The following is a 13554-nucleotide window of genomic DNA, read 5'->3' on the forward strand; positions in this document are numbered from 1 at the left end:
CTCCCGATTATTCGGGGGCCGTTTCTGTTTCCTGTACTTGAACGTCTTTACCGTTTCCGGCATCTTTGTCCTTCGCTGCGTCCTTGTCCTTATGGTTGTCCCGCACCTTCTGAAGAACGAAATAAGCACAGCCGAAATTGCAGTATTCGTTAATATAATCCGTGATGCCGGAATACGCGGTATCCCGATTGGCCTTGGGATGGTTGTCCCGCAGAAAACCCTTGAGGCGGAGCTTCTCGTAACCCCAATCCCCAATAATGTAATCATAGCGGTCAAGCACTTCGCTGTAACGCTGCTTAAACGCTTCAGGATCCCACGCATCCCGATAATTCCGAATCAATTCGTAGGTTCTGCCGCCAATTTGAATCAAAGCTCCATCCTCCTTTCGGTTTACGGCAAAACGGGTACGCCGGCTTGTTTCTTGGCCGATTGGACCTGTTCATGCGCGTGATACGAGCTGCGCACGAGCGGGCCGGATTCCACGTGGCTGAAGCCGCGCTTCATGCCTTCTTCCTTCAACTCTGCAAACTGTTCAGGCTTATAATACTTCTCTACGCGCAGGTGCTGCGGAGTAGGCTGCAAATATTGCCCGATCGTCAAAATATCGCAGTCCACGGCCCGCAGATCGTCCATCGCCTGCAAAATCTCGTCCCACTCTTCCCCGACACCCAGCATAATGCTGGACTTCGTTGGAATCTCCGGCCGCATCTCCTTCGCCCGCCGGAGCAGCTCCAAGGAGCGGCGGTATTTCGCCTTCGCGCGAACGCGGTCAGATAACCGTTCCACCGTTTCGATGTTGTGGTTCAGAATATCCGGCTTCGCATCCATCACGATCCGCAGCGCTTCCTCATCCCCCTGAAAATCTGGAATAAGCACTTCTACGCTGCAGAACGGCAAGCGTTCCCGGATCGCCTTAATCGTCCCGGCAAAAATGCTTGCCCCGCCGTCCTTCAAATCGTCCCGGGCTACGCTGGTCACAACGCAGTGTCGCAAATTCATCTGCTCCGTTGCTTCAGCCACGCGCTGCGGCTCCTGCAAATCGAGCTCAGTTGGCATCCCGGTATTTACCGCACAGAAGCGGCATGCCCGCGTACAGATATCGCCTAAAATCATAAACGTTGCCGTCCGGTTGGCCCAGCACTCATATATATTCGGACAACGCGCTTCTTCGCAAACGGTATGCAAAGTTTTGGAGCGCATCATCTGCTTGATGTCTTGATAGTTGTCACCTGTCGTCAATTTGATACGAATCCAATCCGGTTTCGGTTCCTGGATTTGTTTAGCCAAAGCGCAAGACCTTCCTTCTTGTGATATAAGCTGTAGCGCCATTTATTATATCATGAAACCGCTGGAAAAACCTACTTCGCATATGGAATAAAAAAACAGCGTTTGCCTCAATCTAAGAGGGTCACGAATCGCGTGCAAAATAAAGGCGAAGGAGGAATACTTGCCTTGAAGTCTCAACGGTTTGCCCGCGGCAAAGCGCTCTGGTGCATCGCCTGCGTGATGCTGATTACCTCATTTTGGCCGATATCCGGCATAGGCGCTGCAGAGGCGAACGCTCCAGGAACAGCAGAGAAGGCGGTAGTCAGCGTATATCAGCAACGACGCACCTTGTACGAAGAAATGGAGTTGTTGACGAATGTTCCCTGGTATTGGCTTGCGGCTGTGGATCAATATGAACGCACCATCACGCCGCGTAAGGAACAACAGCAAGAGCAGCGCGTAACCGGATTTCGCTTCAAGGAAGCGTTCTGGACTGGGCCGCTGAATCCCGATCCCGAGGACCGGAATCCAGCCACCATCGAACTGTTTGGCGGCGTCGGGAAAGACGCCACCGCAGATGGCGCGGCCGATCCGAAGAACGATCGAGACGCCTTGTACACCTTGGCTTCTTACTTAACCAGCTTTGGCTATCAAGATGAGGATTTCCGCATCGCCTTATGGCGTTATTATCAAAATGATGCTGCCGTCGAACGGATTCGCCAATTCGCGAAAATGTACAAGCACTGGGGCAAGCTGGACTTAACGGACAGCGCCTTTCCGCTTCCGCTGCGCAGTTCCTATACCTATCGCGATACCTGGGGAGATCGGCGCGGCTGGGGCGGCCTCCGAATCCATGAGGGAACGGATATTTTTGCCCCGATGGGCGTCACGGTACGCAGCGTCTGCTACGGGATTGTGGAAACAAAAGGTTGGAACCCCTACGGGGGCTGGCGCATCGGTATCCGGGATATCCAGAACCGATACCACTATTATGCGCATCTGCAAGGTTATGAGAAAGGAATCGAGGTCGGTCATTTCGTCGAACCCGGGCAAACGATCGGCTGGGTCGGTAGCAGCGGATATGGCCCGCCAGGAACGTCGGGAAAATTCCCGCCGCATCTGCATTACGGAATCTATCGGGATACGGGAAGCACGGAATGGGCGTTTGATCCTTACCCTCTGCTGAAGAAATGGGAGCAAGCCGAACGTTCCAAAAAAAATAAAAGGGCGACCAAATAATCGGCGCCCTTTTATTCATGTCCCCCCGCATCGGATGTCTCTGAGCTTTCCGACTCCTCCGAGCTTGATTCCTTGTTTCCGGCCTCTGTATTCCCAGCGGAATTGGAATCCCCTGTTCCTCCAGTTCCATCCGGCAAAACCGCTTTATCCTTTGTTAGCGGCTCGGTCGTATCCTTGTCACCGGGCAGCACCGGAAGCGCAATGTTGGGTGCATTTGCCTGGCCTTCACCAACCGGGTTGCCCTTACTGTCATAGTAGTACATCGGCACATCTCCGACCACAAGCAGGTAGGACACCGGGATTTCCGTTTCGACCGTCTGCGACTCCATGTCAAACGGGACGACTACGGCCAGCTCCGTTTTTACCCGTAGGTACACTTCGACAAGAATCATATTAATCCCGGCATCCTGTTGCCGGGTATTCAGGTCAACCTTCACATCCCCTTTGGGCTCGATTTTGATCGGGATGCTGGGACCAAAGGAAGCCAGGATCGGACTGCCGAGAGCCTGCCCCAGCGGGATGGATTCCGATAATCGAGCGACTTCCACCAGCGTATGCCGCACCGTTTGAATCGTTTCAGACGTCACCTTCATATGGGCCGAGTAGTTGAGCATAAACCCGGTAATTTTCCCGTTATCGCCCATCTTCCAATCGATCAATTCTTCGACCTGTTGTTGATTAGCGACTTGCGCGGTGATGGCGTCATTAATGGATTCTGTCGCGATTTGCTTGACTCGAATTTGCGCCAGATGAATGATAGGCCCTGTCATCCGGCGTTCGACATACTGCACAAATTGCACCAAGCCGATCACCGTGATGATCACAAGAACGATCCAAATCGTCCGTCTATGCTTCGGCCGCCTTGTTCGGCTTCGCCATCCGCGTCGTCGTCGTATCCGCATGTTTCATCCCCCCTGCAGCGGTAACACTACTATACAAATTATGCCGGACAGGAAAAAAAAGAAGGACGAAGCGGATTGTTTGGCGCTTTGCCCTTGTTTTTCAAGCTTTTTTGTTTTATAGTTCATTAGAATCGTTTGTTGGTAAATTATACTTAATCATTGCTACAAATCGCATAATTATACAAAATATAAACCGTCTTGCAAGGGGATTTTCAGCATGAACAGCTCCAAAAAGTTTTTGTATCAGGTCGTCGGCAATTTGCACAAAGATCAATTGGAATTCAAGGTCACGCCATGGAAACTGCTGATCGAAACAAACCGTTATTATGAAATCAAAGCGGCAACCGGCCCCGTAAAAAGACTGTATAAAGAGAAGCTCAACACCGCCGTGCTGGAAACGAAGCATTACTGCGACGGCAGGTTGATAGCTTCCGTGTTTTGCAGGGAGGGACATATTGAGGAAGCCGAGCGAATCATCATCAATCATCTGGCGGCAAAAATCGATACATACATGAAAGATCTGCAATTAAACCAAAAAGCGCTCTGCGTGAAATTAAACTGCCCTGAAAGCGCCGGGTAATAACGCCTTTAAGCCCACCAAGCATCAACAGGAGGTTCGGTGAGCATGCATTCTTTTAAAAATCCCACCGCTTTGGAGAGTCCCTCATGCACCGAAGCCAATCCGTCTTCATGCTCGATGCTGATGACGTTATCGTAGCCTGCCATTCTTAGCGTGCTGACGATCTCTTTCCAGACCGACGCGTCATGACCCCAGCCTACGCTGCGGAAAGTCCAGGAACGGTTCAGCCAATCGGTATAAGGTTTGGTGTCCAGTACGCCGTTACGGGCCACATTCCTCGAAGACAGGTTCGTATCCTTCGCATGAACATAAAATAAGGCGTCCTGTTCCGCCAGCATCCGAATCGCTTCCGCAACATCGATGCCCTGCCATAACAAATGGCTCGGGTCGAGGTTCGCTCCGAGGTTGGGGCCGGTATGCTCGCGCAACTTAAGGCAAGTTTCCGGATTGTACACCAGGAATCCGGGATGCATTTCCAGAGCGATTTTTACGCTGTGGCTTCTGGCAAACCGCTCTTCATCTTTCCAATAGGGGATGGCAACCTTCTGCCACTGCCATTCCAACGTTTCCAAATATTCAGGCGGCCACGCGCAGGTGACCCAGTTTGGCCGCTTGGCATCCGGCGAATCGCCCGGACATCCTGAAAATCCGACCACCGTGTCCACTCCCAGCTTGGAAGCGAGCAGAACCGTTTTCCTCCAAGCTTCGTGGTACTCCCGGGCGAGCTCCTTATTCGGATGGAGCGGGTTGCCGTGGCAACTAAGCGCCGAGATCGTCAGCCCTCTCTCTTGAATCGCGGCCAAAAACCGATCTCTCTTGCGCTCGTCGGTCAATAGCAGATCGGCATTCAAGTGAGCGCTGCCCGGATATCCTCCTGTACCGATTTCAACCGCTTCAATACCGTAGCTCTTCACCCGGTCGAGCATATCCTCGAACGGCAAATCTTGAAATATAACGGTAAACACGCCTAACTTCATCCCGCTCATCCTCCTTTATTCCAGCTACATAACTACTCCCAATCCAGTTCCTTCAATTTCGCTCTCACATATTCGATGGAAGTTTTCGCATACCAGTCCGGCTCCGCCTGCCGCGTATGGAACCCGACTTCCATGGAAAGGTAACCGTCGTAATTGATCGCTTTGAGCGCTTTGAAGACTTCCGTAAAGTCGCAGCGTCCTTGTCCCGGAGGCAGGCGGTCGCTGTCCGCCAGATGCACATGATGCAGCTTGTCCGCCATCCGGTACACATAATCGCTTGCCACTTCGTTGCGGTACAGGGCATGGAAGGTGTCGAACATGACTTTGACGTTGGACAGGCCCGACTGTTCGCTTAGCAGCAGCGCATCGTCGGCGGTTTCGATTAGATTGCTGTCCGCCGGCGTCGGTTCGACAACGATCGTAATGCCGAGCTCCTTCGCATAGTTGCCGATTTCGACGAGCCCCTCCAGGCTGTAATTCCAGGCGTCCGACTGCGGCGTGCCGTACACGACCCAACCGGCAATGTACATGACGGTAGGACATTCCCAATCATGGGCTAAACGAAGCACATCCTTGTAATGATTGATCGTGTACCGGCGCTCCTCCGCGATCGGCGAGCTTGGATTGTTGCCGGGCCCGCCCCCCGGAGCGGGCAGCATCGACGATACCTTCAGATTCTCCGCTTTGAGCAGCTTCAGAATGTCGGCGCGGCGTTCCTTCGTCACCGTCTCAGGCCAGGCATGCGGGCTGGCGCAGCCGATTTCAATGCCGTCATAACCGAAGGAAGCGATTCTGCGGATCGCCTCTTCCAGCGGGTAAGAAGGAACCCATACCGGGAACCCGCTGTACGTCCAAGTGTTGAATGAGATGCCTTTCATATTCGATCTCTCCTTATATGGAATAAATTGGGGTATCCGGCTTCTTTATTCCCAGACGAACACGGCTTTTTCCGTTTTTCTCTCATCGAACATCCGGAACGCCGTTTCCGCCTCCTCGATCTTGAAGGTGTGCGATACCAGCTTTTCCACCGGCAGACGCTTATCCTGAATAAACTTAGCGATCTCGTCATATTCGAAAATCGGGAAATACCAGGAGCCCATCACCGTTATCTGTTTACGGATCAATTGCTCGCTCGGCTTGATCGTTACTTCTTTGCCCTCTCCAATAAAGGCGGCTCGGCCGTGCGGGCGAAGGCTGTCCAGAATCGTATTTTGCGCAACCGGATTGCCGGAGCAGTCGATGCCTGCGTCGACGCCGCGTCCTCCCGTGATCTCCGACAGACGCTCCAATACATTTTCCTTGGCGTTAATCGTATAGTCCGCGCCGAGCTCTTTGGCGATCTCCAGGCGCTCGTCCAGCATATCCACGGCAATCACCGTCGCTCCCAGCCCTTTAGCCACCATGACGCCAGCGCCGCCCATCGGACCGAGGCCAAAGATCACAATGGTGTCGCGGCCGCTGACGGCCAGTCTTTTCTGGGCATGGTACAGGGTGCCTACGGCATCCGTGGACACCGCGGCCGTAACATAGCTCATGCCGTCCGGAATTCTCATGCAGTTGTCCTCCGGTACAGCGATGTAGTCGGCGTCCCCGCCATGCCGGTCAAACCCGATGCACTTCCATTCTTTACAGAACATTTTATAGCCGCTCTTGCAGAACTGGCATTCGCCGCAGCCGACCGCCAGATAGACCGCTACCCGGTCGCCGGGCTTGAAGCGCTCAACGCCCTCACCTGTCTGTACGATTTGTCCGGCCGGCTCATGGCCCGGATACACGGCTCCGGTATTGCCTTGCCCGACGACGCCTTTGTTCCCGTAATACAAGCTCATGTCGCTGCGGCAAATCGCCGACGCCTTCATTTGGATCAGCACTTCTCTCGGGCCCGGAGCCGGAATCGGCACCTCCCTGATCTCCACCGCTTTGTTCCCCGGAAAACTGACCGCTTTCATCGTCGTACTCATGTCTGGTCCCTCCCAATTTTTTTTATTAGAGCAGATGCTGAACCTGAACCCATCGTTTTTGCTCATGGCTTTGCAGAATCGCATCCGTAATACACATCGATAAGTGCCCGTCTTCAAAGGTGGCAAAATCCGCCCTTTCCTTAAGCAGATCTTTCCCCTCCCGGATAAAGGTGTAATAGCGAAGCATCATATTTTTGATCGAATCCGGCCAGCCTTCGGTATGTCCTCCGGGATAATGAACCACGTCCCTCGCTCCTTCATAGAACAGCCCCGGGTCCGCCATCAGCGTCTGATTCGGCTGGTCCCTATGCCCGATCCACAGCCGGGCAGGCTCTTCCTGGTCCCAGAACACGGATTTTTCGCTTCCGCTTAGCTCGAAGCTGAGCCGGTTCTTGCGGCCTGCGCTTACTTGCGAAACGGTAAACACCCCTTTAGTGCCGTCTTCAAAATGAATCAACACCGACGCATAATCCTCCGTGCTGACCTCCACCGGGTCATAGCCATCGCCGTCCGGCGCCTGGCCGCTGTACGTGACTTGGGCTACCTTCGGTTTTTTGCGCACCGGATGTACGGTCCAAAGGTCGGCTAACACTTCCTTAATCCGCTTCCCGGTCACATACTGCACCGTATCGCACCAGTGGGAGCCGATATCCGCCACAGCGCGGGATTTTCCGCCCACCTCCTTAGCCAGCCGCCAGTTGAAATCCGTGTCGTACAGGAGCCAATCCTGCTGGTAGCCGCCGTGAACAAGGTAGACACTGCCGAGATCGCCACGTCGAACCATTTCCGCAACCTGTTTCATCATAGGGTACTGTCTGTAGTTAAAGTTGACTCCATGGACAACCCCTTTTTCTCTCGCCAGCCTAACCAGCTCCGCGCTTTCCTTGGCATCCATGGCCAGCGGCTTTTCCGACAGTACATGTTTGCCCGCTTCCATGATCGCTTTGTTGATTTCAAAATGCAGATGGTTGGGCGTACAGTTGTGAACCGCGTCGATGTCCGGATCGCTAAGCAGTTCCTTGTAATCCCCGTAAGCCTTAGGAATATTCAGCTTCTCGGCGACAGCCCGGGCTTTTTCCTCATTTTGCTCGGCGATGGCGACGACCTGAACGAATCCCAGCCTGCGGATCGCTTCGATATGGGCCGGTCCGATAAATCCGCTCCCGATAATGCCAACGTTGATCGTCTTGTTCATCTCTCCGTCCTCCCCAATTCGGTTCTTATTTCTTCATCGCTTTTTTGCCGAAAGCTACCGCCAGAATAATAATCAATCCCTTAATGATCATTTGCTGGCTGACGTCCAGTCCCATAATGATCAGCCCGTTGTTAATCGTTCCGATCATGAGCGAGCCGACAACCGTGCCAATGATCGTGCCCACTCCTCCGAACAGGCTAGTGCCGCCCAGAATGACCGCGGCAATAACCGACAGCTCGTCTCCTTCGCCGAAGGAAAATCGTCCGGCGTTCATGCGCCCCGCATACAAGAGCCCGGCCAATCCGGCCATAAAGCCCGTGCCCAAGAACACCCAAAGCTTCACTTTCATCGTCTTGACGCCGGAGAAACGCGCCGCGCTCTCGTTCCCGCCGATCGCCAGCACTTGCCGGCCAAAGGAGGTTTTGCGAAGCAGAATATGGGCGATCACCGTGAAGACTAAAGTCCAAATCAGCAGAATCGGCACAGGACCGATATCCCCCGATCCGAAAATAAAGTTGAACTGTTCATGGACAATGGATACCGGAGCCGTTCCCGTAATCCACATCGCCATCCCTTTGACCGCCCCCATCGTCCCTAAGGTAACGAGGAAGGAGGGGATCGCCACCTTGGTCACCAGAAGCCCGTTAATGAGGCCGATGATAAGGCCCGCGCCTACCCCGGCGATCAAGCCGCCAAGAAGCCCGAATCCGGCTTGCAGCGCAAGCGCGCCGACCAGCGAGGATAGGGCGGTGATGGAGCCGACCGACAGGTCGATTTCCCCCGTGCTAATGACGAAGGTCATGGCAAGCGCCATCAGCGTAATGGTCGTCGTCTGCCTTACGATATTGAGCAGATTGCCGACCGTAAGGAATCCGTCGTCAAACAGCATGGCGGAAAAATAAATGAACACGCCTACAAACGCCAAATAAACGATATAATCCCGCCAATCGAATTTTTTGAGGCTAAGCGCCGTTTTGGCCGTCTGCACGTTAGAATCCCTGGATTGCATATTGCAGCTCCTCCTCTGATTGAATGTCTCTGCGATCAAGTTCTCTTTTGACGCGTCCTTCATGCAGCACGATCACCCGATCGCTAAGCGCCAGAAGTTCGGGGAGTTCCGAAGAAACAACAACAATTCCTTTGCCGCTGTCGGCCATTTCCCGCACGATATCAATGATTTCCGTCTTCGCTCCGATATCCACGCCGATGGTCGGCTCGTCCAGCAGCAGCACCGTCGGTTCGTTAGCCAGCCATTTGGCCAAGACGATTTTTTGCTGATTGCCTCCGGACAGAAGATTCACCTGCTTAAAAATGCCATCCGTCTTAATATTCAGCTTCCGCACAAAGCGCTCGCTGATTTGGTTCGATTTTCTGTCGTCCAGTAGCAATCCTTTCTTCAGCTTGGACAAAATCGGCAGGATCATGTTCTCCTTTACGCTGTGCTGAAGCACCAGTCCCTGCATCCGTCGGTCCTCCGGGATCAGCGCCAGCCCGGCTTCGATCGCGTCGCGCACGCTGCCGATCTTCTTTGGCTTCCCTTCGATCAAAATTTCGCCGCTTTCGATGGGCGCGATTCCGAAGATCGCCCGCAATAGCTCCGTTCTTCCGCTTCCCATTAACCCGGCTATGCCGACAATTTCTCCCGGATAGACGCGCAGGCTGACATCCTTAACCTTCGTTCCCGAGGTCAGCTTCTTCACTTCCAGCACCGGCGTCAAATCGGTCGAATAGCTCCGCTCTTTCCACTCAAACGCTTTGTTGAACTCCATGCCCACGATATGCTGGATCACCGTATCCATATCCGTCTCGGCGATCACTTCCGTCGTAACCTTCTTTCCGTCTCTCATCACGGTGACGCGGTCGCAGATTTGAAAAATTTCATCCATCCGGTGGGAAATATAGATAATGGAATAATCTTTTTCTTTCAGACGTCTGATAAAAGAGAACAAAATTTCCGTTTCGCTCTTGGTCAGCGAAGAGGTCGGTTCATCCATGATCAATATTTTGGCTTCCTGCGACAGCGCTTTGGCGATTTCGGTCATCTGCCAATAGCCGACGCCCAGATTTTGCACCAGTTCCGTAGGCTTGATGTTTACGCCGAGTTCATGGAGAAGCCGCTCCGTCTTGCGCTCGTTCTCCTTATCGTCAAGCAGACCTGCCGCCGTTTTGGCTTCCCTGCCGAGAAAAATATTCTGGGACACGGTTAACGTGGGAATTAAGCTGAACTCTTGAAAAATCATCGAAATTTTATTCTTTTGCGCGTCCTCGAAACTTTTGATGCTTACCGGCTCGCCATCGATATAAATCTCTCCCTGATCGGCGTTGTAAACACCGGTCAGTATTTTCATCAGCGTCGATTTTCCGGCTCCATTCCCGCCCATCAAGGCGTGTACTTCGCCCTTTTTTAAGGAAAAGTCAACGTTTTGCAGAACCTTGACGCCGTTAAACGCTTTGCTGATGCCTTTCATTTCGAGTACGTTACGGTCCATGATGTCTCACCTTCTTTACCAGGAAGCAAGGGAACGGTTTGCAGGCCGTCCCCGCTTCCGCAAATTTGGTTACTTTGCCGCGGCGTTCTTCACGCTGTCGGGAGCGTCTACGCCGTAGATCAGCTTCCAGCTCTCAAGCACATTCTCTTTTGTGACTTTGATCGCCGGAGAAGCCACGTAAGCGGGCGCCTCCTTGCCCAACAGGGCATAGCCTGCCAGGATTGCCTGCGCTACCCCCTGGTCATATGGAAGCTGCGCGCCAAGCCCTTTCACGATGCCGTCCGAAGCAATCGAGATCGCGACGTTGGTTCCCAGATCGACTGTCGTCACCACCAGATCATTTCGCCCCGCCGTGCGGGCCGCGGCCATCACGCCTTCTGCCGGCACGTCCCAGGGAGCAAAGATGCCGTCGATATCGGGATACTTGGTTAGCATTCCGGCAGCAACCTCCTGCCCTTTATTGGGATCTGTAATACCGCCCTTGGTGACGATTTCAATATTCGGGTATTTTTCTTTTATCGTCGCTTCAAAAGCATCCGAACGGTTCTTCGTCACAAAGAAGTTCACGTCATGGTACACGATGCCGACTTTGCCTTTCCCGCCAAGCTTTTCGGCCATAATGTCAGCCGCCAGGACGCCGTTGCCGTAGTTGTCGCCCGACACAATGCTGATATAATCCTTGCCTGCGACAAGCCCGTCAGCCGCCCCATCCATAAATACCAGCTTGACGCCTTGCTGAACGGCTTTCTTGTAAGCGCCCGCGGTCGATACCGAATCGACCGGCACGGAAATCATCACATCCGGCTTCTTGGCGAGCACGGTTTCGATATCGTTCACCTGCTTCTCCGCCTTGAACTGCGCATCCGTTACGGCTATGACTTCGATGCCCATTTGTTTGAACGTATTCTTCATGGCGTTCACAGCGGCGGACATATAGTCCGTACCGGAGTAGTGCATGACAATCGCCGCTTTGTATTTCCCTTCCTTGATCTTCTGAAGCTCCTCCTCGGTAAGCTTCAGCGACTTGGCCGATACGGCCTGCACGCCGCCCGGACCTTTATCGAGCACCTCGAGGTCGGGAATATTCGGGTTGATCGTAAGCGGCCCCGAAGTGGCGCTGTAATTCGGATTCTCCTGCCCGGCTCCGGTGTTGGTTGCGGCGTTTTGCTTGCCGCAGCCTGCAATCGCAAGACTAAGCGCAAGCGCCAGGCAAGTTCCCATCCATACTTTTTTCATTTTGTTCCCCCCTGGTATTTTGTGATCGCTTTCAAGCTGTCCCCCGGCTGCTTGATACCCACAGTATAGAGCGCCGGATCGGCTTGAAATAGAAGACGAATTTAGCTATGTGGGGGGATGTTTTTAGCGCTTACAACACACCCGGCTCCGGGCATAAAAAAATCCCGGCGCGCCCGCAAGAAACGGCGCTCCGGGATGAGCGGATGTTCGCTCTAGGTTGGATGTGTTTGTTGGAGGTTCATCTTAACTTTTATGGTATCCGGCCTGCCGCATCAGCCCTCTCACCTCCGCCGCCGCATCGGAAAGCGCGTCTTGCGCCGTTTTTTCGCCGGTGAGGTATTCATGGACAGCGGACTGCACCGCATCCGATACTTGTTCGTAATTCGTGATGCGCGGCCGGCCTACGCCGACTCTTAACGAATCTCCAAGTACGCGGTAATACTCGCGGAGGGACGGATCGGTGATATGCTGAGCTTGTTCATAAGCCGATTTGCGGGTCACATGGTGGTTAAACTTCAAATACCCCATCTGGGACTGAGGACTCGTCAAATATTCCGCCAGCGCATAAGCGTCCTCCTTCTGCCGGGAGTAACGGTTGATCGCCAGGCCCCAAGAACCGAAATGGGGGCCTCGGATCAAAGCGCCGCCTTCCATCGTTCCCGGAAACATAAAGTACCCCACTTCTCCGCCGACCTTCGGATTCAGCCTCATGTTGTGATAGTTCATCCCCATCGCCGCTTTTCCGAATTCGAACACGACGGAGACTTCGTCCCACGTATAGGTTAAGACGTCCGGCGGCGTAATCTTGTACTCGTTAATCCAGCTCCCGTAAGTTTGCAGCGCCTCTACCCCTTCCTTGCTCTGAAGAGCCGGCTCAAAATCATCGTCAAACAAACGGCCGCCAAAGGAGTTGAGGAAGGATTTGAAATCCACGAAATTCGCTTCGTGCCGGCTTCCCATCAACGTCGTTCCGTACAAGTCCGTCTTGCCGTCGCCATCCGTATCCCGGGTAAAAAACTTGGCGACTTGGGCATATTCGCCGAAGGTGCGGGGAATCTCAAGCTCCCGGCCATACAATCGCCGGAATTCTTCCCGATACTGCGGCGATTCAAACAGGTCTTTGCGATAGCTGACCGTCAGCGCGTTCGATTGAATCGGCAGGCTCCATATTTCAAAACCGGCCGATGTAATCCCGTCTAAACTTACCGTCTCCAGCGAAGGAGGCTCCGCTTGGGGAGAGTCCGGCCTAAAGACGGAAGTGTCCAGGAAGACTTTGGCGATAAAATCGTCCAGCTTGATCGAATCCGGATGATTCGACTGCTTGATATAGGAGCTTAGCGGCTCCAGATGCTCAATCACTTTGGGCATCCATGGAGTATCGACTGCGATCAGATCATAGGTTCCCTTCCCCTGCGCAAGCTCCGAGAACACCTTTTCCTGAAGATTGTTGTAGGGGAGCGCCTCCACTTCGATGCGGATGCCGGTCTGCCGGGAATACGTCTCCATGGCGTCGATAACGGCTTCCGGCCCGGCTTCATGGTTTGAGTACAGCACGCGAAGCACCTGCTGCTGCGCCCGGCTCTCCTTCTCGTCCGGCTTCGCTGGCTCGATCATGCGGTTCAAGCAGCCGGTGCCGGCCGCGAAGGCCAGCAGCGTAAAAACGATCTTCAGGAGTAGCACGTGGTTTTTGTTCATACTTTTCCCCCCTT

Annotated in this window: 13 protein-coding genes; 2 read left to right on the forward strand and 11 right to left on the reverse strand. The window is 53.6% G+C overall.

What is annotated here, in order from left to right; genetic code table 11:
- Positions 1-7: 7 nt before the first annotated feature.
- Positions 8-370: a YutD family protein gene (locus ACL02P_RS13055; protein ID WP_009224733.1), complete on the reverse strand. Its 363-nt coding sequence runs from the start codon at positions 368-370 to the stop codon at positions 8-10.
- A 20-nt stretch (positions 371-390) separates the two neighbouring features.
- Entirely contained in the window at positions 391-1287 is an 897-nt protein-coding gene (gene lipA, locus ACL02P_RS13060; protein WP_412837444.1) for a lipoyl synthase, read from the reverse strand.
- A gap of 165 nt (positions 1288-1452) precedes the next feature.
- Between lipA and ACL02P_RS13065 the strand changes: the two genes are divergently transcribed.
- On the forward strand, positions 1453-2505 hold the full coding sequence (locus ACL02P_RS13065) for a M23 family metallopeptidase (RefSeq protein ID WP_412837445.1): 1053 nt from the start codon (positions 1453-1455) through the stop codon (positions 2503-2505).
- 11 nt (positions 2506-2516) lie between these two features.
- Here ACL02P_RS13065 and yunB read toward each other — a convergent pair whose 3' ends face one another.
- Positions 2517-3407, reverse strand: coding sequence for a sporulation protein YunB (gene yunB / locus ACL02P_RS13070; RefSeq protein WP_412837446.1), 891 nt, complete (start codon positions 3405-3407; stop codon positions 2517-2519).
- Between the two features lie 217 nt (positions 3408-3624).
- On the opposite strand from yunB, the gene ACL02P_RS13075 reads away from it, so the two are divergent.
- Positions 3625-3987, forward strand: coding sequence for a hypothetical protein (locus ACL02P_RS13075; protein WP_260070562.1), 363 nt, complete (start codon positions 3625-3627; stop codon positions 3985-3987).
- An 8-nt stretch (positions 3988-3995) separates the two neighbouring features.
- On the opposite strand, the gene ACL02P_RS13080 is transcribed toward ACL02P_RS13075, so the two are convergent.
- The 8 genes from ACL02P_RS13080 to ACL02P_RS13115 all read right to left on the reverse strand — a co-directional run bounded on the left by ACL02P_RS13080 (position 3996) and on the right by ACL02P_RS13115 (position 13540).
- Positions 3996-4964, reverse strand: a complete 969-nt coding sequence (locus ACL02P_RS13080; protein ID WP_260070563.1) for a sugar phosphate isomerase/epimerase family protein — start codon at positions 4962-4964, stop codon at positions 3996-3998.
- 32 nt (positions 4965-4996) lie between these two features.
- On the reverse strand, positions 4997-5842 hold the full coding sequence (locus ACL02P_RS13085; protein WP_260070564.1) for a sugar phosphate isomerase/epimerase family protein: 846 nt from the start codon (positions 5840-5842) through the stop codon (positions 4997-4999).
- A 45-nt stretch (positions 5843-5887) separates the two neighbouring features.
- Positions 5888-6925: a zinc-dependent alcohol dehydrogenase family protein gene (locus tag ACL02P_RS13090; protein ID WP_260070565.1), complete on the reverse strand. Its 1038-nt coding sequence runs from the start codon at positions 6923-6925 to the stop codon at positions 5888-5890.
- Between the two features lie 25 nt (positions 6926-6950).
- Complete coding sequence (locus tag ACL02P_RS13095; protein ID WP_412837447.1) at positions 6951-8120, reverse strand: Gfo/Idh/MocA family protein; 1170 nt, start codon at positions 8118-8120, stop codon at positions 6951-6953.
- A gap of 25 nt (positions 8121-8145) precedes the next feature.
- Positions 8146-9129, reverse strand: a complete 984-nt coding sequence (locus ACL02P_RS13100; RefSeq protein ID WP_260070567.1) for an ABC transporter permease — start codon at positions 9127-9129, stop codon at positions 8146-8148.
- Positions 9110-10609, reverse strand: coding sequence for a sugar ABC transporter ATP-binding protein (locus ACL02P_RS13105; RefSeq protein WP_260070568.1), 1500 nt, complete (start codon positions 10607-10609; stop codon positions 9110-9112). The genes ACL02P_RS13100 and ACL02P_RS13105 overlap by 20 nt, the downstream gene beginning before the upstream one ends.
- 69 nt (positions 10610-10678) lie before the next feature.
- Positions 10679-11845 carry a substrate-binding domain-containing protein gene (locus ACL02P_RS13110; protein WP_260070569.1) on the reverse strand — a complete coding sequence of 389 codons (1167 nt, stop codon included), beginning with the start codon at positions 11843-11845 and terminating at the stop codon, positions 10679-10681.
- A 243-nt stretch (positions 11846-12088) separates the two neighbouring features.
- Positions 12089-13540 (reverse strand): ABC transporter substrate-binding protein, encoded by a 1452-nt coding sequence (locus ACL02P_RS13115; protein WP_412837448.1) that lies wholly within the window; start codon positions 13538-13540, stop codon positions 12089-12091.
- Positions 13541-13554 lie beyond the last annotated feature (14 nt).

This window comes from Paenibacillus sp. MB22_1, from assembly GCF_047200555.1.
Lineage (GTDB): Bacteria > Bacillota > Bacilli > Paenibacillales > Paenibacillaceae > Fontibacillus > Fontibacillus phoenicis.

Excerpts from the sequence above, each read along its gene's own strand:
- yunB (WP_412837446.1), bottom strand. The coding sequence starts at position 3,407 with ATGCGGATACGACGACGACGCGGATGGCGAAGCCGAACAAGGCGGCCG.
- ACL02P_RS13075 (WP_260070562.1), top strand. The coding sequence starts at position 3,625 with ATGAACAGCTCCAAAAAGTTTTTGTATCAGGTCGTCGGCAATTTGCAC.
- ACL02P_RS13080 (WP_260070563.1), bottom strand. The coding sequence starts at position 4,964 with ATGAAGTTAGGCGTGTTTACCGTTATATTTCAAGATTTGCCGTTCGAG.
- ACL02P_RS13085 (WP_260070564.1), bottom strand. The coding sequence starts at position 5,842 with ATGAAAGGCATCTCATTCAACACTTGGACGTACAGCGGGTTCCCGGTA.
- ACL02P_RS13090 (WP_260070565.1), bottom strand. The coding sequence starts at position 6,925 with ATGAGTACGACGATGAAAGCGGTCAGTTTTCCGGGGAACAAAGCGGTG.
- ACL02P_RS13095 (WP_412837447.1), bottom strand. The coding sequence starts at position 8,120 with ATGAACAAGACGATCAACGTTGGCATTATCGGGAGCGGATTTATCGGA.
- ACL02P_RS13100 (WP_260070567.1), bottom strand. The coding sequence starts at position 9,129 with ATGCAATCCAGGGATTCTAACGTGCAGACGGCCAAAACGGCGCTTAGC.
- ACL02P_RS13105 (WP_260070568.1), bottom strand. The coding sequence starts at position 10,609 with ATGGACCGTAACGTACTCGAAATGAAAGGCATCAGCAAAGCGTTTAAC.
- ACL02P_RS13110 (WP_260070569.1), bottom strand. The coding sequence starts at position 11,845 with ATGAAAAAAGTATGGATGGGAACTTGCCTGGCGCTTGCGCTTAGTCTT.
- ACL02P_RS13115 (WP_412837448.1), bottom strand. The coding sequence starts at position 13,540 with ATGAACAAAAACCACGTGCTACTCCTGAAGATCGTTTTTACGCTGCTG.